The sequence below is a fragment of the Amycolatopsis eburnea genome (genome assembly GCF_003937945.1).
GTDB classification, from domain to species: domain Bacteria; phylum Actinomycetota; class Actinomycetes; order Mycobacteriales; family Pseudonocardiaceae; genus Amycolatopsis; species Amycolatopsis eburnea.
Map to the genome: position 1 here is coordinate 608,072 of NZ_RSEC01000036.1, position 20,605 is coordinate 628,676.

The following is a 20,605-nucleotide window of genomic DNA, read 5'->3' on the forward strand; positions in this document are numbered from 1 at the left end:
CCGGTCAGGGCACCCCGGACGTCATGAACGAGTCGTTCACCTCGCCAGACGACATGAACGACCCTTTCATGACATCCCCGCGGCCCCGGGCAGACCACGCGGCCAGGCACTCTGCCGCCGGTCACCTGCTCGCCGGCGCGACTTTGCCCCCGGTCAGTCCAGGGGGCGGGCACCGAGGTGGTCGGCGATGAGCTTGCGGGCCACCTCGTCCGGGTCCTGGTCCGGCGGCGGTGGAGGCGGCGGCGGGGCCGGGCTGGCGTCCTCGTTGTAGAGGTCCTCGTCGTCCTCGTCGGAGGGCTCCGGGGGCAACGGGATGTCCGGCTCGCTCGTCGTGACCTTGGGCCGCGCGGGCGGCGGCGGGGTCGCCGGCCGGGCGGGCGCTTCGGCGGCGGGCGCCGCGGTCGACTGGCGCGTGAACGAGCGCTCCGGCGCGGGCGCCGCCTGCTGGACGCGGGCGGCGGGGGCCGCCGGGGCGTTGCCGTGGACGCAGCGGACCTGCCAGTCGCCACCGAGGACGTCGGACAGCGCGCCGGCGATCTTGCGGGCGTTGTCCTGGTCGGAGAGGCGGCGGGACAGGGGCTCGGACTTGTGGGTGAGCGTAACGGCGTGGCCCTCGACGCTCGCCACCGTCGCCTGGGTCAGCATCGCTTCGAGGCTGCGCCCACCGGTGAACTTGCGCAACGCGGTCATGAGCTGCGGCCAGACGTTCCGGATCGCGGCGGCGTCCATCGCGCCCCCCGCCGCGGGTGCCGCCGGTGCGGCTTCCGGAGCCGGAGCGGGCGTGCCGCCGCCGGGCGTGCGCGGAGTGCCCCAGCCACCCTCCGAGGCCGCAGCACCCGCCGAAGCGGCGGCGCCGGAACCCGCCGGAGCGGCAGTGCCACCGCCGGGCGTGCGCGGCGCACCCCAGCCACCATCCGACGCCGGTGCCGCCGAAGCGGAACTACCGGAACCGGCCGCGCCGGAACCCGCCGAAGCGGAACCGTCGGAACCGGCCGCACCGGCACCCGCCGGAGCCGGAGCGCCACCGCCCGGCGTGCGCGGCGAACCCCAGCCACCACCCGAAGCAGGCGCCGCCGGTGCGGAACCAGCCGCAGCGCTCGCAGCCGCCGGCGCGGGTTCCGGAGCCGCCGGGCGCTGGGGCGCCGCAGCGGGCTCCGCCACCGGCGCCGGGCCCGCCGAAGCGGCGCGCTGCGAAGGACGTGAGAACTCCCGCTCCGGCGCCGCCCGCACCGGCGGCTCGGCGCCGCCCTCGGCCGGGGCGGCGGGCGCCGTCGCGCGGCGCTCGAGGCGTTCGATGCGGGCCAGCAGCGCCTTCTCCGCGTCCGTCACCGACGGCAGCAGCATCCGGGCGGCCAGCAGCTCCAGCACGAGCCGCGGGGAGGTCGCGCCGCGCATCTCCAGGAGTCCATTGTGGACGATGTCCGCGTAGCGCGACAGCGTCGCCAGGCCGATCCGCTCGGCCTGCGCCACCATCCGCGTCAGTTCCTCCTCCGGCGCGGACACCAGCCCGCCCGCGGAGTCCGGGACCGCGCGCAGCAGCACCAGGTCGCGCAGCCGGTCGAGCAGGTCCGTGGCGAACCGGCGCGGGTCGTGGCCGGCTTCGGCGAGCTTCTCGACCGTGCCGAACACCGTCGCGGCGTCCTCGGTCGACAGCGCGTCCACCATGTCGTCGATCAGCGCGACGTCGGTGACGCCGAGCAGCGCCACCGCGCGGCTGTACGACACGCCTTCGGGACCGGCGCCGGCGAGTAGCTGGTCGAGCACCGACTGCGTGTCGCGCGCCGACCCGCCGCCCGCGCGGATGACCAGCGGGTACACCGACGGCTCGACCTCGACGCCCTCCGCAGCGATGTTGCGCTCCAGCAGGGCGCGCATCGAGCTCGGCGGGATCAGCCGGAACGGGTAGTGGTGCGTGCGCGAGCGGATGGTGGTGAGCACCTTGTCCGGCTCGGTCGTCGCGAAGATGAAGATGACGTGTTCCGGCGGCTCTTCCACGATCTTCAGCAGGGCGTTGAAGCCCTGCGTGGTGACCATGTGCGCCTCGTCGATGATGAACACGCGGTAGCGCGACTCGGCCGGCGCGTAGAACGCCTTGTCCCGCAGCTCGCGTGCGTCGTCGACGCCACCGTGGCTCGCCGCGTCCAGCTCCGTGACGTCGACGCTGCCCGACCCCTCCGGCGCCAGCGCCTTGCACGAGTTGCACTCGCCGCACGGGTCCGGCGTCGGGCCCTTGGCGCAGTTCAGCGAGCGCGCCATGATGCGCGCGCTCGACGTCTTGCCGCAGCCGCGCGGGCCCGAGAACAGGTAGGCGTGGTTGATCCGCCCGGCGGACAGCGCCGTGCGGAGGGGATCGGTCACATGCTCCTGCCCGACGACCTCGGCGAAGGTTGCCGGACGGTACTTGCGGTACAGCGCGAGAGCCACGTCGCGAGGGTACCGTCAGGGTCCGACAACCTTCGCCGTGCGGGTCAGGGCAGCTGGGCGAGCAGCGCGTTGACCTTGGCGACGTGCTCCGCGGTGAAGGCGTCACGGGCCCGCGCCTTCGCCAGCTCGCCGTCCAGGTACGGCTGCAGGAACGAGTCCGGCCCGTCGAGGACGCCCTGCGCGACGGCGTCGACCTCGGCGCCGTCCGAAAGCGTCTGCGTCACCTTGACCCGCAGGTCGATCACGTGCGCGGCGTACTGACCGCGGGCGAGAAACTCGCGGACGTCGGCGACGGTGCCGTCCAGCGCCCGCTGGGCCGCCGACTTCGTCGCCGGTCCGCCTGCCGCCATGATCTGGTTGACCTCGACGCGGTCGTCGGTGTCGCGACCCGGGTAGTCCCCGGTGCGCAGCAGCGCGACCACGGCGGAGTACGGCCCGGCCAGCGCGTCACGAGCGGCCTGACGCAGCCCGGGGCGCGCCTTCTCGTCGGCCGCGATCGCCGAAACGGCGGCTCGGTCGTCGGTCTCCTGCGCGACCGCGAGCCCGCCGCGCACGAACGTGACGACGTCGTCGTCGGAACCGCTCAGCGCGGCACGGGCGGCGTTCTTCACCGCGGCACCGCCGTTGCGCAGCAGGTAGACCGACGCGCGGCGGCCGTTCGGCACGGTCAGCGCCGGGTCGGCCGCGTCCGTGAGCAGCTTGTCGTTGTCGGCCTTGGCCTGCGCCGCGCGGGCGGCGGCGTCACGGGCCTGCTGCTCGGCGTCGGCCTCCGCACCAGCCGCGACCCGCGCGTCCTGCTGGGCCTTGGCGCGCTGGCCGGCGAGCCGGTCGGTGTTCGCCTGACGCGCGTCCGAAGCGATCGTCGTGGCGCGGCTCCTGGCCAGCTGCACCCCGATGGCGCTGTGGTGGGCCGCGGCGGCCTTGCCGTAGTCGACCTGCGCCTGGATCCCGGCGAGTTCGGCGTCCCCGGCCGCGGCGACCTGCCGCCACACGGACAGGAAGTACCGGATGTCGTCGGGGGTGCCGTCGAGCGCGGTCTGCGCGGCCGCCTTCACCTCGGGCCCACCGGCCGAGAGGGCCTGGTTCGCGGTGATCCGCTCGTCGGTGTCACGCGCCTGCCGCAGGCCGGTCTCGAGGAACGCGCGGACGTCGGCGGGCGTGCCGTCGAGCGCCTTCTGCGCGCGGGCGTTGACGGTCGGGCCGCCGGTGCTCATGGCCTGGCCGACGGCGATCCGGTCGTCCGCGATCCGGGCCTGGGCCAGCCCGGTGGCCAGGAAGGCCCGGATGTCGTCGGCCGTGCCGTCCAGCGCCTGCTGGGCGGCGCGCTTGGTGACCGGGCCGCCCGCGCTCAGCGCCTGGTTGACCAGGACGCGTTCGTCGGTCTCCTGGGCCCGGTACCGTCCGGTGGCCAGGAACTCCTGCAGGTCGGCGGCCGAGCCGAGCAACGCCGTTTCGGCGGCCCGGCTCACCCCGGGACCGCCGGTCTCCAGCAGCGAGACGGCCTGGGCCCGGTCGGGCAGGACGTCCGCGGCGGCCGGCGTCGCCAAGGCGACGGCGGCGAGTGCCACGGCAGCGATTACTGCGTTCGCACGCAAGGAAGAACCCCCTCGATCGATGATCGTTCCGGTCACTTATCGCGGAGCCCGGGGGAATGTTTCCGATAACCTCGGACCCCGTGAGCCGTTCGCGGAAGACCGGGCCGATGCCCGGGCGCTACCCGGTGCGCTTCGGCACCGCGGAGCTGATCCGGGACGCCGACCGCGCGAACGCCTGGCTGCTGTCGGTGGACGGGGTCGCGCAGTCGTACGTCGACCTCGACACCCCCGCCAACCTGGAGTTCGACTACGTCCGCCGGTTCGGGGACGTGGTGGACCAGCTGCCGCCCGGCCCCGTCGACGCCCTGCACATCGGCGGCGCGGCGTGCACGCTCCCGCGCTACGTCGCGGCGACGCGGCCGGGCTCGCGGCAGCTGGTGTTCGACGCCGACGGCGAGCTGGTCGACCTGGTCCGCGCCCAGCTCGGCCTGCGGCTCCCGGGCCTGCGGGTCCGGATCACCGACGGCCGGACGGGCCTGGCCACCCGCCGCGAGGACACGGCGGACCTGGTGGTGGTCGACGCGTTCGAGCGCGCGACCCTCGCCGGCGGCCTGGCCACGCTGGAGGCGACGCGCGCGATCGCGGAAATCCTGCGCGCCCCGGGCATCTACCTGGCCAACATCACCGACGGCTCGGGCCTGCCCTTCGCCCGCCGCTTCCTGGCGACGTTGCGGGAGGTCTTCCCGGAGGTCCTGGCGCTGGCGGACCCGGCGGTCCTGAAGGGCCGCCGCTTCGGCAACCTGGTGTTCGCGGCCTCGGCCGCCCCGCTCCCGACCGCGGAGATCGACCGTCGAACGGCGTCGGCGGCGTTCCCCGCGCGCTGCGTGTCCGGCGCCGAGCTGCGGAAACTGGCGGGCCGCGCAACCCCGATCACGGACGCGGACCTACCACCCTCACCCCAACCCCCGGAAGACGTCCTGGGCCTGTTCTGAGACCGGGCCGCCCCGCAATGCCATGAAAGAGTCGTTCACCTCGCCGGACGAGATGAAAGGGTCGTTCATGCCGCCGCCGGGCCGCGCGAGCCACGGCAGAGCTCGCAACCCGCGCCGACGGCACCGTGGGGGCTCCGGGGGCTCGGCCCCCGGGCAAAACGACGAAGTTGCAGGCCCGGCGAAGGGGCGAAGCCCCGAAGACCGGAGCCGAAAACGAAGGGGACCCCGCGCACCCGCCAGAGCCTGCTTATCCTTGCTGCCTTCCGGCCCTGGGGAGGTTCACAGGGTGGACGCCGCGCGGGGTCCGTGGATCAGTGTAGCGAACTCCGCTCAAGCCCCCGCGCCCGCCTGGGCCCGGGCCTTCTTGAACGTGTTGTGCAGCACCGCCAGCAGCGCGTCCCGCACCGACAGCTTCTGCCGCGCGTCGAACGTGATCAGGGGGACGTCCTCGCTGACCGCCAGCGCCCAGCGGATGTCCTCGAGGTTGTGGCCCAGCGCCCCGTCGAACATGTTCACCGCCACCACGAACGGCAGGCCGGCGTTCTCGAAGTAGTCGACCGCCGGGTAGCAGTCGTCCATGCGGCGGGTGTCCACGATCACCAGCGCGCCGAGTGCGCCGTGGACCAGGTCCTGCCACATGAAGCCGAAGCGGTCCTGGCCGGGCGTGCCGAACAGGTACAGCTTGACCTCGTCGTCGATCGTGATGCAGCCGAAGTCCAGCGCGACCGTGGTCGTGGTCTTGGCCGGGACGTGGCCGGTGCGGTCCACCGAAGCCGCCACCGACGTGATCGCCGCTTCGGTGGTCAGCGGCTTGATCTCCGAGATGGCGCCGACCGCCGTCGTCTTGCCGACGCCGAAGCCGCCCGCGATGACGATCTTGACCGGGGCCGGCGGGCGGGGCGCCGGTTCAGTGAATGGCTTCGAGTCCACGAATGACCCTTTCGATCATGCCGAGGTCGTGCTTGTTGTGGTTCCCGGGGCGCCGGACGACGACGTAGCCCAGCTCGGCGAGGTCGGCCACCAGCACGCGGGCGACGCCGATGTGGAGGCCGAGCATCGCGGCCACCTCGGCGACCGACATCGTGCTCCGGCAGAGGGAAACGATTTCCTGCCGCTCGAACGTGAGCTTCGGGTGCGACGCCGCACCGAGGCGGGACGTCATGACCTGCGCCTCGATCTCGAGGGTCTGGTCCACCGGCTGCGCCCGCCCCGAGGTCATCAGGTACGGCCGCAGCAGCGAGATGTCCGGCTCCTCGGTCATCACGCACCCACGGTGTTCTTGAGCTCCTCGATCAGGCCCGGCGTGAGGACTTCGGTGGCGCGGTTGGCGAACATCGCCATCTCGTAGGCGATGGTCCCGAGGCTCGCCTGCTTGTTGGCGAGGACGCCGAGCGAGCAGCCGATGCTGATGGTGCAGACCAGCAGGTAGCCGTGCTCCAGCTCGATGATCACCTTGTCCGGCGAGCCGAGCGGGTGGCTTTCGGAGACGCCGTGCGCGAGGCCGAGCATGGCGGAGGAGATCGCGGCGAGGCGGTCGGCGTTGGAGCGCTCGAGCTCCGAGGACACCGCGATCAGCAAGCCGTCGGCCGAGACCGCGATGGCGGCGATCGCGCCCGCGGTGTGCTGCGCGAAGCGGCTCACCAGCCAGTTGAAGTTCTGGGCTTCGACACTGACTCCAGGTGCGGGGATGCTCATTTCCTGCTCTCTTCTCCTCGTTCCATCACACGACCGGCGACCACGCCTTGGGGCGGGCTGTCTGCCGTCACCACGTCCGCCTTGGCCAGGCCGGCGGCGAACGCGTCGAACGCCGCTCGCTCGGCCGCCGGGTCCCGCTTGCTGCGGTTGACGACGGCTCGGGCGATCGGCCGCCCCGCGGGCTGCTGGCGCAGGCCGGGGGCGAGCTGGGCACCGGGGACGCGGCGGACCAGGCCGTCCCGGGACGGCGGGGTCGCGGCGGCCGGCGGGGTGGCGCGCACCGCACCACCGGGCATCGCCGAATCCCCGGGCACGCGCACCGGCAGCGACGCCCCATCACCCGGCGACGGGGCCGCACTTTCACGTGAAAGTGCGGCCCCCAGGTCGGCACTTTCACGTGAAAGTGCGGGCTGCATCGCGCTGACCTCGGCGGCCTTGGCGAACGCGCTCTCGAAGCCGTCCATGGCGAGCTTGGTCGCCTCGGGGTCGTGCCGCGGCTTGGCTTCGGCCGGTGACGGCGGCGCCGTCGTGCCCGCGGTGGGCAGCTGCGCCCCGCGGACGCGGCGGCGGAGGCCACCCCGGCTCTCCGGCTCCGGCTCCGGCTCGGGCGGCTCGGCGGGTTCGGCGTCCGGCCACACCGGTTCGAGCTGGTTGAACCAGCGGAAGCCGGTGCCGTGGCCGAGCAGGGCCGGGATCGCCGGCGCCGGCAGCTCGGCCGGGCGCGCGTCGTCCGAAGTGGACAACGCGGTCACCGCGACGGCTTCCGCGGGACGCGGTTTCGGCGCGGGCGCGGCCGGGATCGCCGCCACCGGCTCGGTCTTCGGCAGCAGCCCGGTGCGGTGGCTGAACAGCGACGGCGGGATGGTCAGCCGCGCGGTCACGCCGCCGGTGGTGGGCGTCGCGAGCAGTTCGACGCCCAGGTCGTGCCGCCGCGCCAAGCGGCCGACCACGAACAGGCCGAGCACGCTGGTCGGCGCCAGCTCCAGGCGTTCGCGCTCGACGAGCCGCTTGTTCTCTTCGGCCAGCTTCTCCGCGGTCATGCCGATGCCGTGGTCGACGATGTTCACCAGGCACGACCCGTCGGCGAGGAGCATCGTGTCCACCTCGACCATCGACCCCGGCGGCGAGAACGACGTCGCGTTCTCCAGCAGCTCGGCGAACACCAGCACCAGGTCGGCGCCCAGCGCCGAAGACAGCAGGATGTCGGCGACGACGCCGAGCTTCACCCGCTGGTAGTCCTCGATTTCGGCGAGCGCCGAGCGCAACGCCGTGGCCAGCTCGATCGGGCCGGCGATGCGGGTGTCGTCGCGGGTGCCGGAGACGACGAGCAGGTTGTCCGCGTTCCGGCGCAGGCGGGTGGAGAGGTGGTCGAGCCGGTAGAGGCTGGCCAGCAGCCGGGTGTCCTGCTCGTTGCGCTCGACCTCGTCGATCAGCGCCAGCTGGCGACCGACGAGGTTCTGCGTGCGCTTGGCGACGTTCGCGAACATCAGGCTGGTGTTGCGCCGGGTGAGCGCCTGCCGCTCGACCAGCTCGGCCGCGGTGGTCTGGACCCGGTTGAACGCGGCCGCCAGCTTGCCCAGCTCGTCGCTCGAGACGACGTCGATGGTGGCCAGCCGCGGGATCTGCTCCTCGGCTTCCTCGGTGTCGGTCACGCGGACGAGCTCGGTGCCCGCCAGGTCGGCGACCGACGTCGCCGCCGTGGTCAGCCGCCGCAGCGGTTGCGCGATCGAGCGGGCGACCGCGACGGCGAGGAACGCGACCAGCAGGAACAGCGCGGCCGCGCCGATACCGACGATCCAGGCCAGCCGGGTGCCGGCGTCGGCGCGGCCGGTCGCCGCCTCGGCGATCTCGCCGGTGACCCGCTCCTGCACCAGTTTCCGCTGCCCCGCCTGGGTTTCCGACGCGCTGAGGACGTCGGCGACGTACTGGGTGGTCCCGGCCGAGTCGCGGGGGTTGTCGATCTGGGCGGCGAGGTCGTTGATCCGGCGGCCCGCTTCGCTCTGCTCGACGTTGACGACCAGCGCGGACTGCTCGCGGTCCTCCTCGTCGTCGGCCTGCTGGACGAACCGGTCGGTGAAGATCGGCGCCTGCTGGGTCGCGTCGTCCAGGATGGACCGGCCGGCCTCGGGCGCCACCGCCGTCACGATCAACGCCATGCCGCGCAACGAGTTCTCCTCGTTCGCGCGCAGCAGCGCCTCCAGCGCGGTCAGCTCCCGGGTGCCCTCGGCGTCGCTGGTCAGCTGCGGGACGAGCCGCAGGGAGTCGATCACCGCGCCGATCACCGCGTGGTAGGTCCGGGCGACGCTGTCGAGCGCGACGCCGCGGCGCTCCGCGTTCTGCCGGAGCTCGTTCAGCGAGCCGACCCGGGTCAGTGCGGCGGCCAGCTCGTCCGGCGCGTCGGACCCCAGCGACGACCGCACGCTCTCGACCGCCGCGTTCACGACCTTCTGCTGCTGCAGCATCTGGTCGGCGGCCAGCGACGGGGTGGCGACGTAGGCACCGGTCAGCAGCCGCTCGCGTTGCAGCTGCCAGACCAGGCCGCCGAGCTGCTGGGTGTGCCGCGCGACCGTCGCCGACTGCGTCGCGGCCACGGCGCTGTTCGCCTGCGTCAGCACGAACGGCACCGACACCAGCAGCACCGCGGCCAGCGGTGGCAGGAGCAGCAGGTTCAGCTTGCCGCGAATGCCGAGCCGGGCGAGGAAACCCCCGCCTGCCGTGCGTTCCGCGGTCGCCCCGCCGTGCTTCATCCCGCCACCTTCCCGTCTTCCGTTCTCACTCGACCGCGGCCACCCGGCTCACGTGGCCCCGGTGCTGCTCCCGGACCAGGTCCTCGATCCGGGCGCGCAGCGCGAGGAACCGCGGTTCGCGCTTCACCGCCAGGTCGCGCTCGGCGGGCAGCTCCACCTCGACGTCGGCGGCGATCCGCCCCGGGTCGGAGGCGAGCACGACCACCCGGCCGCCGAGGAACACCGCTTCCTCGACATCGTGGGTGACCATCAGCACCGTCGTGCCGGTGTCGGCCCACACCTGGCGGATCAGCACCTGCATGTCCTCTTTGGTCTGGACGTCCAAGGCCCCGAAGGGTTCGTCCAGCAGCAGCACGTCCGGTTCGCAGGCCAGGGCGCGCGCGATCGCGACCCGCTGCTTCTGGCCGCCGGAAAGCTGCTTGGGCAACGACTTCCGGACGCCGTCGAGCCCGGTTTCGGCGAGGTACCAGTCGACGCGCTCGGCGCGCTCGGCCGCGTCGAGCGCCAGCAGCTCGAGTCCGAACGCGACGTTCTTCTCGACGGTGCGCCACGGGTAGAGCGCGCCGGACTGGAAGACGAGCCCGCGGTCCGGGCCGGGGCCGGTCACCGGGACGCCGTCGAGCACGATTTCGCCGTCGGTCGGCCGGTCGAGCCCGGCGACCAGCGAAAGCAGCGTCGACTTGCCGGAGCCGCTCGCGCCGACGACGCACACGAACTCGCCGCGCAGCACTTCGAGGTCCACGCCGTCGAGCGCGCGGGTCACCCGGCCGCGGACGGCGTAGTCCTTGGCGACGTTCCGCAGTTCCAGCGTCATGCCGCCCACTTCCCGACCCGTGTGCGCAGCAGGCGCAGCAGGACGTCGATGAGGAGCCCGGCGATGCCGATGACCACCAGCACCGCGAAGATCTTGTCCGTCTGCAGGAACCGCTGCGCGCGGACGATCCGGTAGCCGAGGCCCGCCGAGGAGTTGATCAGCTCGGCGACGACCACGAAGTTCCACGCCGCGGCGGCGTTGACCCGGATCGCGTCGATCATGCCCGGCAGCGAATGCGGCACGACGACCTTGCGCAGCACCTCGCCCCGGCGCGCGCCGAGGGTGGAGGAGACGTCGAGGAGCGCGCGCGGCACGCCGCGGACGACGTCGGCGGTCATCAGCGTGTTGAAGAAGACCGTCCCGATGAAGAGGATGGCGATCTTCGACGGCTCGCCGAGGCCGAGCCAGATGATCAGCAGCGGGATGAACGCGCTCGCCGGCAGGTACCGCAGCAGCCCGATCAGCGGCTCGAAGAACGCCTGCCCGGCGGCGAAGGTGCCCATCAGGATGCCGAGCGGCACCGAGACGACGACGGCGAGGCCGAAGCCTTCGAGGACGCGCTGGGTGGTCGCCCAGAGGTCGTCGAAGAGCTCGCCGCTGCCCGCCATGTCGGCCCCGGCCTTGAGCACGGCGGCCGGGGACGGCAGGAACGTCGAGTCGACGGCGCCGCTGACGCTCAGCACGACCCAGGCGAGGAACGGGATCGCGAACGACAGCGCCGCCAGCGTCCAGCGGGCGCCCGCGGGAATGGGCGTGCGCAGGGAAAACAACGCCGAGGCCCGCTTCGGCGGGGTCCGGCGCGGCAGCGGGGTCCAGGCGGGACGGCCCCGCCTGGACTCCTGCGCTTCGGCGAGCCGCTGCTCGGCTTCCAGTGCCTCGGCGGCCCGCTCGTCCGCGGGGCTCGCCGAGGTGGTGCGCTGGGTCGGACCGGTCACTGCGGCGCGGCCTTCACGAACTGGTCGTCGAACAACCCCTCGAGCGTCGGGCGCTGCTGGGCCAGCCCGGTGTTCACGATGAAGTCGATGATCTTGTTCGCCTGGAAGTCCAGGTGCTGCGCGGTGACGCCCGGGGTGAACGCGTCGAGGTTCTGCTGGCGCGTGAAGATCGTGGTGCCGGCGTCGTAGGTCTTGTAGTCCGCGTCGGAGACGCCGCCGCGCTTGGCCATGATCCCGACGGCCGCGTCCTTGTTGTTCTTGATCCAGGTCAGCGTCTCGAACCAGGTGTTGACCAGCGCCTGCACGTCCTTCGGGTGGTCCTTGACCAGCTTCTGCGACGTGACCAGGTGGTCCGGGATGGCGCCGGGGAACTCCGCCGAGGTCGAGATCGCGCGGCTGCCGGGGCGCTCGAGCGCCTTCGACGTGAACGGCGCGAACGCGGCGACCGCGTCGACCTGGCCGCCGGCGAACGCGGCCGCCGCGGCGTCGGTCGGGAGGTTGACGAGCTGGATGTCCTTTTCGGTCAGTTTCGCCGACTGCAGCGCGAGCAGCAGCAGGTAGTGGTCGACCGCGCCCTGCTCGACGGCGACCTTCTTGCCCTTGAGGTCGGCGACGCTGGTGATGCCGTCGCGCGCGATGATCTTGTCGTTGCCGGTGGAGTTGTCGTTCACCAGCACGATCGACAGCTTGGCGCCGCCGGAGAGCGACGACAGCGTGTCGTTGAGGGTCTGGCTGTTGGCGTCGATGGCACCACTGGAGAGCGCGTTGATGCTGTCGGTGTAGTTGTCGAAGTACTTGAGGTCGACGTTCACGCCGTTCTTGGCGAATAGGCCCTGCTCCTGCGCCACCTGCCAGGGGAACCACCCCGGCCAGGCGCTGAACCCGAGCGTGATCTTGCCGCCGCTGCCCGAGGCGGAGCTGTCGCTGCAGCCGGAAAGCGCGGTGACACCCACGAGGGCGAGCAAGGTGAGGAGCACCGTCAGCGGACGAGGTCGAGGACGGGAAATCACAACGAACTCCAGAGTGCGGGGGAAGTGGAGTGGTGCCGTACCTAAAGGGGGAATTGCGGTGCTCGGAGCTACGGGTCGTGACGAAGAGGGGGCGGATAAGGCTGAGCTGCGCCACCGCGCACGGTCATCGCTGCTCTCTTCCAGCCGCACCTGATCGGGTCAAAGCAAGAGAAGGCGAGACAAGGATTACCCACCACGTTGTGAACTCGGCACTGAGCGTGCCGAGTTAGCCACCCCTTGTCCCTCTCCCGGCGGACACCCTAGCGAGTAGCACAAGATCCCCACAACGCCCCAGTTGTGCATCCGAACGAGTGACCATCGACCGTGTCAACCAGCAACATCAGTGCAGGCGGGGACCGATTCGGCGCCGGCAGCGGCGACCGGAGCGTGCAGTTGCACGGGCTGTAGTCCCTGGGCGTTACCTCGCGGGACCTTGATCACCGAGCGCTACTTCACGCCGTCGAACGATCGCCGGGAGTCGAACAGGTGTGCGGCCGCTCCGATACCGCATCGGTCTCGGATCCGCGAATGTTTCTCCGGTCGTTAACACGAACGCAACACCGGATCGCATTTCGATCAATTGATAGATTTGGTCAGGTCGTAAACGGTCGCACTCCCGACACCCACCGGCGCGAAGTTCTGCTCGACCCAGGTCTGGATCTCCCCGGCGGTCCCGCGGCCGCCCCCGAAGCCGCCGCGCCCGCCCGCGACGTAGTAGTGGACGTCGCCGCTCGCGACGTACTGCTGGAACTGCGCGAGCGTCGGCGCCGGGTCACTGCCGCTGAAGCCGCCGATCGCGAGCACCGGGCGGCCGCTCGCGAGCGCCAGCCCGGCCGACTCCATCGCGCCGCTCTGCGCCGCCGCCCACTTCGTCGTCGTGCCCTTCAGCAGGTCGATCACCGCGGTGTCGGCCTGGCTGCCGCCGAAACCCCGCGCGCCGCCGCCGAAACCGCGTCCGCTCGCGGTCGCCGGGCCGGACGACGGCGTCCCGCCCGAGTGCGCGGTCGCCGCCGTGGCCAGCGTGAACGCCGTCGTCCCGAGCAGCGCGCCGCACAGGCCGAGCACGGCCACGACCGGGCCGAGCCGCCGGAGCCGGTCGGCGCCGAAGAGCAGCGCGAACACGGCGGCCGCGCTCAGCACGAGCAGCGTGTAGCGCACCCAGGGCTGCCAGTCGGGCGTGCGCGCGAGGAGCACGAAACCCCACACCGCGGTCACCGCGAGCATGACCGCGAGCACCGCCCGAGCCGTGAAGTTCGCCCGGCCGCGCCACAGCTCCCGCGCGGAAATCCCCAGCGTGGCGGCGATCCCCGGCGCCAGCGCGACCGTGTAGTACGGGTGGATGATCCCGCTCATGTAGCTGAACACCAGCGCGGTGACGACCAGCCAGCCACCCCACAGCAGCAGCGCCGCCCGCGTCCGGTCGGTGCGCGGTGCGCGGCGCGTGAACCACAGGCCGGCGACCAGCCCGATGACCGCGGCGGGCAGCAGCCACGACGCTTCGCCGCCGAACTCGCCACCGAACAACCGCGTCAACCCGGTCTCGCCGCCGAACCCACCACCGAAGCCGCGGCCACCGGCGGGCAGCTCCACGCCGGCGGGCGGCGTGAACGTCCCGCCACCACCGCCACCGCGGCCTTCGCCGAAGATCCGGCCGAGCCCGTTGTAGCCGAACGCCAGCTCCAGCACGGTGTTGTCGGTCGAGCCGCTGATGTAGGGCCGGTCGGCGGCCGGCCACAGCGCGACGACCGCGATCCACCACCCGGCGGAGACGAGCACCGCACCCGCCGCGGCGCCCAGCTGCCAGACCCGCTTCCCCAACGACGTCGGCGCCGCGACGGCGTAGGCGAGCACGAACGCAGGCAGCACGAGGAACGCCTGCAGCATCTTGTCCAGGAAGCCGAACCCGATCGCCACCCCGGCGAGCAGCAGCCACACCGTGCTCCCGCGTTCGAGCGCGCGCACCACGCAGTACGCGCCGGCGACGAGCAGCAGCACGAGGAAGGCGTCCGGGTTGTCGTAGCGGAACATGAGCGCGGCGACCGGCGTCAGCGCGAGCGCGGCCCCGGCCAGCAACCCGGCGCCCGGCCCGGAAAGCCGCCGCACGGCGAGGTACAGCAGCCCCACCGACGCGACGCCGGCGAGCGCGTTCGGGACCAGCAGGCTCCAGCTGGAGAAGCCGAACAGCCGCCCGGACAACCCCATGATCCACAGGGAGAACGGCGGCTTGTCCACGGTGACGACGTTGCCGGGGTCGAGCGAACCGAAGAACAGCGCCTTCCAGCTCCACGTGCCGGCCTGCGCGGCCATCGCGTAGAAGTCGTTGGCCCAGCCCGTTTTCGCCAGGTCCCACAGGTACAGCAGCCCGGTCCCGAGCAGCAGCGCGGCAACGGACGGCCGGACCCACCGCGCTTCCCGCGCGGTTTCCGGAGCGGGCTGGGCGGCCGCGGGCGCCGGCAGCGTGGTCGTCATGGTCCTCACGTTGTCGGCGCCGCATGTGGTGAACTTGTGCCGAAGCTGTGCGCGCGCTGTGGATCCGCCCCGGCCCAGGTCCGCCACGGTCGTGGCCCGGCTCACGCGGGCGCCGGCGCCACCGGGAACGTGATCTCGAACTCCGTGCGCCCCGGCCGGCTCCGCACCCCGACCCGGCCGCCGTGCGCGCCGGCCACCGCGGCCACGATCGCCAGCCCGAGCCCCGTGCTCCCCGCGGCCCGCGAGCGCGAATTGTCACCGCGGGCGAAGCGCTCGAAGACGTTCGGGAGGATGTCCGGCGGGATGCCGGGGCCGTCGTCGGCCACGAGGAGCCGGACCGCTCCGTCCGAAGTGGACAAAGTGGTCGTCACCGTCGTACCCGCGGGGGTGTGCGTGCGCGCGTTGGCCAGCACGTTGATCACCACCTGGTGCAGCTGGCCCGCGTCGCCGAGCACGCCGATCGGCTCGCCGGGGACGTCCATCAGCCACTTGTGCTCCGGCCCCGCGACGTGCGCGTCCGCGACCGCGTCGGCGACCAGCCGGCAGAGGTCCACCCACTCGTGCACCACCGGGCGGCCGGAATCGAGGCGCGCGAGCAGCAGCAGGTCCTCGACCAGCGTCGTCATCCGGCGCGACTCCGACTCGACGCGGCTCATCGCGAACGCGACGTCCGGCGGCACCTGCTCGCCGCCGCGGCGGGTCAGCTCGGCGTAGCCGCGGATCGCCGCCAGCGGCGTGCGCAGCTCGTGGCTCGCGTCCGCGACGAACTGGCGGACCCGGTTCTCGCTCGCGTGCCGCGCGGTGAGCGCGTTCGCGACGTGCTGCAGCATCCGGTTCAGCGCCGAGCCGACCTTGCCGACCTCGGTGTTCGGATCGGTGTCGCTTTCCGGAACGCGTTCCGACAGCGCGACTTCGCCGCGGTCCAGCGGCAGCTCGGACACGCGCGTCGCGGTCGCGGCCAGCCGGTCGAGCGGCTTCATCGTGCGCCGGATCGTCGCCGCGCCGACCGCGCCCGCCACCAGGATCCCGGCGAGCGCGACGCCGCCGAGGATCAACCCGAGCCGCCACAGCGTTTCGTTGACGTCCTTGAGCGGCAGGCCGATGACCGTCTTCTCGCCGCCGGGCGAAACCGTGGAGACGACCCGGTACTCGCCGAGGCTGCCGCCGAGGTCGACGCTGTGCTGCTTCCCGTCGGACGGCACCTTCAGCAGGGTCAGCACCTGCTCCGCCGGGATGGCCTTCAGCGGCGGCCGGCGCTTCGACGGCGTGCCCGCGCTGAAGTCGAGCACCCCCGCTTGCGCCCGGTTGCCGGTCAGGACGACCGCGAGCGTGCCGTCGCCCTGGCCGAGCACGCGCAACGGGTCCGGCGGCGGCGCTTCGCCGTACGGCCACGGCGGCCGTTCCCCGCCGTGCGCGGCGCGGTCGCTGGCCGCCTTGAGCCGGTCGTCCTGCTGGCGCACCAGGAACTCGCTCAGCGCGAACTCCGTGACCACGCCGACGACCACGCACACGAGCGCGAGGAGCGCGGCGAGCTGGACGATCAGCCGCCGCCGCAGCGACCACGGCCGCCGGAACCGCCCGGGTTCAGCCCGCCGGCTTGAGGACATACCCGGCGCCCCGCATGGTGTGGATCATCGGCTCGCGGTCGGCGTCGATCTTCTTGCGCAGGTAGGAGATGTAGAGCTCGACGATGTTGGCCTGGCCGCCGAAGTCGTAGCTCCAGACGCGGTCCAGGATCTGGGCCTTCGACAGCACGCGCTTCGGGTTGCGCATCAGGTAGCGCAGCAGCTCGAACTCGGTCGCGGTCAGCGGCACCAGGTCGCCGCCGCGGTGCACCTCGCGGCTGTCCTCGTCCAGGGTGAGGTCGCCGACCACCAGCTGCGACCCGCTCGCGCCGGTGACCCCGCCCGCGCGGCGCAGCAACGCGCGCAGCCGCAGGGCGACCTCTTCGAGGCTGAAGGGCTTGGTGACGTAGTCGTCGCCGCCCGCGGTCAGCCCGGCGATGCGGTCCTCGACCGCGTCCTTCGCCGTCAGGAACAGCACCGGCAGGTTCGGCGCCTCGGACCGCATGCGCCGCAGGACTTCGAGACCGCTGAAGTCGGGGAGCATCACGTCCAGGACGACGGCGTCGGGGCGGAAGTCGCGCGCGATCCGGACGGCCTCCGTACCGTCGCCCGCGCTGCGCACCTCCCAGCCCTCCATGCGCAGGGCCATCGACACCAGTTCGGCCAGCGTCGCCTCGTCGTCGACCACGAGCACCCGCACGGGGCTGCCGTCGGCGCGGCGCAGGTCGGCCTTGCCGGGTCCGGGTGAGGTGGCGTTCACAGCGGTCATGGTGCCACCTTCCCGGCCCACCGTCAGTGTTCGCTGTGCGCTCGCTGTGCGTTCCCTGTGAGAGTTCGCCCGGTCGAGGCACAGCACCCGCTGACGCCCCGCACAGCTCAAACACAGCCTCGGCGGCGAACCTGACCGGGACCAGTGTGGGCACCACCGGAGGACACGATGACGACCGAGCCGACGCCGACCACGCCACCCCAGGGCGAGCCGGCCCCAGCCAACTGGGGCGACCCGGCACCAGCCGCGCCGAAGAAGGGCTGGTCCGGCAAGAAGACAGCGATCGCGGCCGGCATCGCGGTGGTCATCGCGGCCGGCGGCGGCGCGGCGATCTGGGCGGGCACCAGCAGCGCCGACAACACCGCACAGGGCCCCGGCGGCTTCGGCGGCCCGGGCGGCAACGGCCAGTTCCGCGGCCAGGGCATGCCGGGCGGCGGCTTCGGCGGCGGCCTGGCGGCGATGCGCGACGCCCTCCACGGCGACTTCGTCGTGGCGGACCCGAACGGCGGCTACACGACCGAGCGCCTGCAGACCGGCGACGTGACCGAGCTGAGCGCCACGTCCGTGACGCTGACCAGCAAGGACGGCTACAAGCAGACGTACACGATCGATTCGTCGACCCAGAAGACGGGCGACGTCAAGCAGGGCGACGCGAACGTGACGGTGGTGGCGAAGGTCGACGGCACGACCGCGACGGCGACGTCACTCGGCCAGGGCTTCGAAGGCCAGCGCGGCCAGCGCCGCGGCGACTACTCGGCCCGCCCCACGAACTGACGGCCCTCCTTCCAGGGAACGTCCCGGTGCCGCGTACCCCTCCCGCCGCATCGGGGCGTTCCCGCCCACGTCGGCCTCGCCGTAGGGCACAGTTGCGGGTGTGCCGGACATCAGGGGGTCGCTGAGGCGCCAGTCGCTGCTGGTGGCGCTCGTCTGCGTGGTCTGCGACGCCGCCCTGTTCGCCCTCCGCGGCCCGCTCGGCGAAGCGGGCTGGCGGGCCTGGGCGGTGCTGCTCGGCGGCATCGCGGTCAACGTCGCGCTCGCCGGCGCCGCCCGCCACTCCGGCTGGGTCGCGCTCGCGCACGCCGTGCTCTTCGCCGCGTCGCCGCTCCTGCTCTGCACCTGCGTCGGCTACGTCGTCGGGAACAACTCGGGCATCCTGATCGCCGGCTACCGGGCGGGTGCCTGGCTGCGGCCGAAACCCGCCGTCCTCGCGCTCCTGGCCCTGCTCCTCGGGGTCACCGCGGGGTGCATCGAAGGCGGCGGGCGGACCGCGTCCGACTGGCGGCTGACCGCCATCAGCGTCAGCGTCAGCGCGCTCCTGCCGTGGCTGGTCGGCCGGTACACGACGGCCCGCCGCGCCTACATCGCTGACCTCGAACGCGCGGCGGACGAACGCCGCCAGCACGAGGAGGAGGCCGTGCGGCGCGCCGTGCTCGAGGAGCGCACGACGATCGCGCGCGACCTCCACGACGTCATCTCCCACCACGTCAGCGCCATCGGCGTGCACGCCGGCGCGGCCCGGCTCGGCCTCCCCGAGGGCGACTCGCCGGTGCGGAAGTCCCTCGGCGCCGTCGAGTCCGCGAGCCGTTCGGCGATGGCCGACCTCCGGCGGCTCCTCGACCTCCTGCACGCGGACACCAACGCCGGCCAGCCCGGCCTGGACAACCTCGACGAGCTGGTCGAGACCGTCCGCTCGGCCGGCCTCCCGACCCGCCTGACCCTGCGCGGCGAGCCGCGTGAGCTTCCGGGCTCCCTCGACGTCGCCCTGTACCGGATCGCGCAGGAGGCGCTGACCAACGCGTTGCGCCACGGCGAGGGTCCGGTCGAGGTGGAGCTGAACCACGGCCGCACGGAAGTCGTGCTCACGGTGACCAACGGCCTCCGCCCCGACCGCCCGCGCCGCAACGAGCACGCGCACCGCGGCCTGGCGGGGATCCGGCAGCGCGTCACCCTGTTCGGCGGCCAGGTCTCCTACGGCGAGAACGGCGAACACTGGCAGCTGCGCACGACCTTCCCGGTGGAGAGCACATGATCCGCGTCCTGCTGGCCGACGACCACGCGATGTTCCGCTCCGGGATGCGCGCGCTGCTCGACACCCAGCCCGACTTCACGTGCGTCGGCGAAGCGTCCGACGGCCGCGAAGCGGTCGCCGAGACCGCGCGGCTGCGCCCGGACGTCGCGGTCCTCGACGTCCGCATGCCCCGCCTCGACGGCCTCGCCGCGACCGAAGCGATCCTCGCCGCGCCGGGCAACGACACGCGCGTCCTGGTGCTCACGACCTACGACGCCGACGAGTACGTCTACCGCGCGCTGCGCGCCGGGGCGAGCGGGTTCCTGCTCAAGAGCCTGGCCCCGGAGGAGCTGGTCGCGGCGATGCGGGTGGCCGCGCGCGGCGACGCGCTGATCGACCCGTCGGTGACGCGGCGCCTGGTCGCGAAGTTCACGTCGGTCCTCGAGCCCGCGGCCGCCGAACCACCCGAGCTGGCCAGGCTGACGTCCCGCGAGCGCGAAGTGCTGCTGTTGCTGGCCAACGCCTGCAGCAACGCCGAGATAGCGCGACGGCTGCACGTCGGCGAGGAGACGGTGAAGACCCACGTGTCGCGCGTGCTGAGCAAGCTCGGCCTGCCCGACCGCGTGCACGCCGTCGTCTACGCCTACCGCCACAAACTCGTGCCGGCCGAGCCGCCCGCCTAAGCTGGGCCGATGAGGCGGTGGATCACGCTCGCGGTCGGGGTCGTGCTCGTACTGGTCGGCGCCGTGTGGGTGCTGCAAGGAGTCGGGGTCATCACCGGCAGCTTCATGACGGGCCAGAAGCTGTGGTTCCTGATCGGGCTCGTCGCGTTCCTGGTCGGCGTGGTCCTGGTCGCGGCCAACCTGACGCGGCGCAAACCTACTTCGTGAAGATCTCGAAGATCGGGTAGCCCGGCGCGATCTCGCGCAGCTTCTCGTCCGAGGCCTTGGCGTCGACGCCGTCGAAGAACACGCCGACCTCGAACTTCCAGCGCTTGAGGTAGGCGCGGAGAATTCCCGGCTTCTCGTCGTCGGCCAGCTCCCGGAACGTGAAGCCCTCGACGCGCTTGCCGACCCGGAGCGTCCCTTCCCCGGCGACGCGCAGGTTCCGCACCCACTGCGTCTCCCCCCGCGGCGCGACGAGGTACCGGACCCCGTCGACGGTCAGCAGGTTGACGGGCACCGACCGCGGCTCCCCGCTCTTCCGCCCGACGACGGTCAGCACCCGGCTGCCCCAGACGCTGAACCCCATCCGGGTCAGCTTGGCAACGACCTCGTTGAAGGCGTTGGTGGACTTCTTCGGCTCGATGTAGCGGGCGGCGGTCATGATGTCCTCCGAGGTTGGGAGAGCAGTGCTCTCGGTTGAGAGCAGTTAACACTGAGCGGCGCTCACTGTCAAGAGCACTGCTCTCTGTTTTGTGCGGCGCTCTCTTCATGGCGCACTGATCACCGCGCTCGCGGTGAGCGCCCACGCGCACCCCACGCCCCGCGCTCGCACCCCTCACCTGCGCTCTCGCCTACACCTTGGCTCCGGCTCCGGCCCCAACGCCGACCCGGACTGCGGGCTGCGGCCACGGCCACGGCTGCGGCCGCAGCTCCGGCTCCGGCCCTGCCCCGCCCTGCCCCGCCCTGCCCCGCCCTGC

18 protein-coding genes and 1 other RNA gene are annotated in these 20,605 nt (G+C 72.7%); 5 read left to right on the forward strand and 14 right to left on the reverse strand.

Translation table 11 applies throughout. The features are described from left to right. Positions 1-153 precede the first annotated feature (153 nt). Together EIY87_RS15470 and EIY87_RS15475 are read right to left on the reverse strand one after the other, a co-directional pair. Positions 154-2,424, reverse strand: a complete 2,271-nt coding sequence (locus EIY87_RS15470) for a DNA polymerase III subunit gamma and tau (protein WP_125308398.1) — start codon at positions 2,422-2,424, stop codon at positions 154-156. 44 nt (positions 2,425-2,468) lie between these two features. Further along, complete coding sequence (locus tag EIY87_RS15475; protein ID WP_225439884.1) at positions 2,469-3,992, reverse strand: ALF repeat-containing protein; 1,524 nt, start codon at positions 3,990-3,992, stop codon at positions 2,469-2,471. 83 nt (positions 3,993-4,075) lie between these two features. Between EIY87_RS15475 and EIY87_RS15480 the strand changes: the two genes are divergently transcribed. Further along, the gene (locus EIY87_RS15480; RefSeq protein WP_191984105.1) at positions 4,076-4,951 is read left to right on the forward strand and encodes a fused MFS/spermidine synthase; all 876 of its coding nucleotides are present in this window, start codon (positions 4,076-4,078) and stop codon (positions 4,949-4,951) included. A gap of 214 nt (positions 4,952-5,165) precedes the next feature. Here the strand turns inward: EIY87_RS15480 and ffs are convergent. The 11 genes from ffs to EIY87_RS15535 form a co-directional block, all read right to left on the reverse strand. Continuing rightward, positions 5,166-5,260: signal recognition particle sRNA small type (gene ffs / locus EIY87_RS15485), an RNA gene on the reverse strand. 21 nt (positions 5,261-5,281) lie between these two features. Beyond that, a complete protein-coding gene (locus tag EIY87_RS15490) occupies positions 5,282-5,881 on the reverse strand; it encodes a GTP-binding protein (RefSeq protein ID WP_125308402.1) in 600 nt (199 codons plus the stop codon). After that, positions 5,859-6,212 carry a DUF742 domain-containing protein gene (locus EIY87_RS15495; RefSeq protein ID WP_125309813.1) on the reverse strand — a complete coding sequence of 118 codons (354 nt, stop codon included), beginning with the start codon at positions 6,210-6,212 and terminating at the stop codon, positions 5,859-5,861. Before EIY87_RS15495 ends, EIY87_RS15490 begins: the two co-directional genes overlap by 23 nt. Then, positions 6,212-6,646 (reverse strand): roadblock/LC7 domain-containing protein, encoded by a 435-nt coding sequence (locus EIY87_RS15500; RefSeq protein WP_086861817.1) that lies wholly within the window; start codon positions 6,644-6,646, stop codon positions 6,212-6,214. Before EIY87_RS15500 ends, EIY87_RS15495 begins: the two co-directional genes overlap by 1 nt. Next, complete coding sequence (locus EIY87_RS15505; RefSeq protein WP_125308405.1) at positions 6,643-9,393, reverse strand: sensor histidine kinase; 2,751 nt, start codon at positions 9,391-9,393, stop codon at positions 6,643-6,645. Before EIY87_RS15505 ends, EIY87_RS15500 begins: the two co-directional genes overlap by 4 nt. Before the next feature lie 25 nt (positions 9,394-9,418). Then, the gene (locus tag EIY87_RS15510; RefSeq protein ID WP_125308407.1) at positions 9,419-10,207 is read right to left on the reverse strand and encodes an ABC transporter ATP-binding protein; all 789 of its coding nucleotides are present in this window, start codon (positions 10,205-10,207) and stop codon (positions 9,419-9,421) included. Next, positions 10,204-11,142, reverse strand: a complete 939-nt coding sequence (locus tag EIY87_RS15515; RefSeq protein ID WP_125308409.1) for an ABC transporter permease — start codon at positions 11,140-11,142, stop codon at positions 10,204-10,206. Before EIY87_RS15515 ends, EIY87_RS15510 begins: the two co-directional genes overlap by 4 nt. Then, positions 11,139-12,107 (reverse strand): ABC transporter substrate-binding protein, encoded by a 969-nt coding sequence (locus tag EIY87_RS15520; protein WP_125308412.1) that lies wholly within the window; start codon positions 12,105-12,107, stop codon positions 11,139-11,141. The genes EIY87_RS15515 and EIY87_RS15520 overlap by 4 nt, the downstream gene beginning before the upstream one ends. Positions 12,108-12,728: 621 nt before the next feature. Then, positions 12,729-14,621, reverse strand: a complete 1,893-nt coding sequence (locus EIY87_RS15525) for a glycosyltransferase family 39 protein (protein WP_225439885.1) — start codon at positions 14,619-14,621, stop codon at positions 12,729-12,731. Between the two features lie 101 nt (positions 14,622-14,722). Next, positions 14,723-16,228, reverse strand: a complete 1,506-nt coding sequence (locus EIY87_RS15530; RefSeq protein WP_125308414.1) for a sensor histidine kinase — start codon at positions 16,226-16,228, stop codon at positions 14,723-14,725. Next, positions 16,206-16,955: a response regulator transcription factor gene (locus tag EIY87_RS15535; RefSeq protein WP_125308417.1), complete on the reverse strand. Its 750-nt coding sequence runs from the start codon at positions 16,953-16,955 to the stop codon at positions 16,206-16,208. Before EIY87_RS15535 ends, EIY87_RS15530 begins: the two co-directional genes overlap by 23 nt. Before the next feature lie 168 nt (positions 16,956-17,123). On the opposite strand from EIY87_RS15535, the gene EIY87_RS15540 reads away from it, so the two are divergent. The 4 genes from EIY87_RS15540 (at position 17,124) to EIY87_RS15555 (ending at position 19,853) form a co-directional block, all read left to right on the forward strand. After that, positions 17,124-17,729, forward strand: a complete 606-nt coding sequence (locus EIY87_RS15540; RefSeq protein WP_125308419.1) for a hypothetical protein — start codon at positions 17,124-17,126, stop codon at positions 17,727-17,729. A 100-nt stretch (positions 17,730-17,829) separates the two neighbouring features. Beyond that, a complete protein-coding gene (locus tag EIY87_RS15545; RefSeq protein ID WP_125308421.1) occupies positions 17,830-18,984 on the forward strand; it encodes a sensor histidine kinase in 1,155 nt (384 codons plus the stop codon). Then, positions 18,981-19,646 (forward strand): response regulator, encoded by a 666-nt coding sequence (locus tag EIY87_RS15550; protein WP_125308423.1) that lies wholly within the window; start codon positions 18,981-18,983, stop codon positions 19,644-19,646. Before EIY87_RS15545 ends, EIY87_RS15550 begins: the two co-directional genes overlap by 4 nt. A gap of 9 nt (positions 19,647-19,655) precedes the next feature. Beyond that, positions 19,656-19,853 (forward strand): hypothetical protein, encoded by a 198-nt coding sequence (locus EIY87_RS15555; RefSeq protein ID WP_125308425.1) that lies wholly within the window; start codon positions 19,656-19,658, stop codon positions 19,851-19,853. Here EIY87_RS15555 and EIY87_RS15560 read toward each other — a convergent pair. Beyond that, complete coding sequence (locus tag EIY87_RS15560) at positions 19,843-20,289, reverse strand: nitroreductase family deazaflavin-dependent oxidoreductase (RefSeq protein ID WP_125308427.1); 447 nt, start codon at positions 20,287-20,289, stop codon at positions 19,843-19,845. The genes EIY87_RS15555 and EIY87_RS15560 overlap by 11 nt on opposite strands. Between the last annotated feature and the right edge of the window lie 316 nt (positions 20,290-20,605).

Bases quoted from the DNA above. Each gene is read 5' to 3' on its own strand.
- EIY87_RS15480 (WP_191984105.1), top strand. From the start codon at position 4,076: ATGTTTCCGATAACCTCGGACCCCGTGAGCCGTTCGCGGAAGACCGGG.
- EIY87_RS15495 (WP_125309813.1), bottom strand. From the start codon at position 6,212: ATGACCGAGGAGCCGGACATCTCGCTGCTGCGGCCGTACCTGATGACC.
- EIY87_RS15500 (WP_086861817.1), bottom strand. From the start codon at position 6,646: ATGAGCATCCCCGCACCTGGAGTCAGTGTCGAAGCCCAGAACTTCAAC.
- EIY87_RS15505 (WP_125308405.1), bottom strand. From the start codon at position 9,393: ATGAAGCACGGCGGGGCGACCGCGGAACGCACGGCAGGCGGGGGTTTC.
- EIY87_RS15510 (WP_125308407.1), bottom strand. From the start codon at position 10,207: ATGACGCTGGAACTGCGGAACGTCGCCAAGGACTACGCCGTCCGCGGC.
- EIY87_RS15525 (WP_225439885.1), bottom strand. From the start codon at position 14,621: ATGACGACCACGCTGCCGGCGCCCGCGGCCGCCCAGCCCGCTCCGGAA.
- EIY87_RS15530 (WP_125308414.1), bottom strand. From the start codon at position 16,228: ATGTCCTCAAGCCGGCGGGCTGAACCCGGGCGGTTCCGGCGGCCGTGG.
- EIY87_RS15535 (WP_125308417.1), bottom strand. From the start codon at position 16,955: ATGACCGCTGTGAACGCCACCTCACCCGGACCCGGCAAGGCCGACCTG.
- EIY87_RS15540 (WP_125308419.1), top strand. From the start codon at position 17,124: ATGACGACCGAGCCGACGCCGACCACGCCACCCCAGGGCGAGCCGGCC.
- EIY87_RS15550 (WP_125308423.1), top strand. From the start codon at position 18,981: ATGATCCGCGTCCTGCTGGCCGACGACCACGCGATGTTCCGCTCCGGG.
- EIY87_RS15555 (WP_125308425.1), top strand. From the start codon at position 19,656: ATGAGGCGGTGGATCACGCTCGCGGTCGGGGTCGTGCTCGTACTGGTC.
- EIY87_RS15560 (WP_125308427.1), bottom strand. From the start codon at position 20,289: ATGACCGCCGCCCGCTACATCGAGCCGAAGAAGTCCACCAACGCCTTC.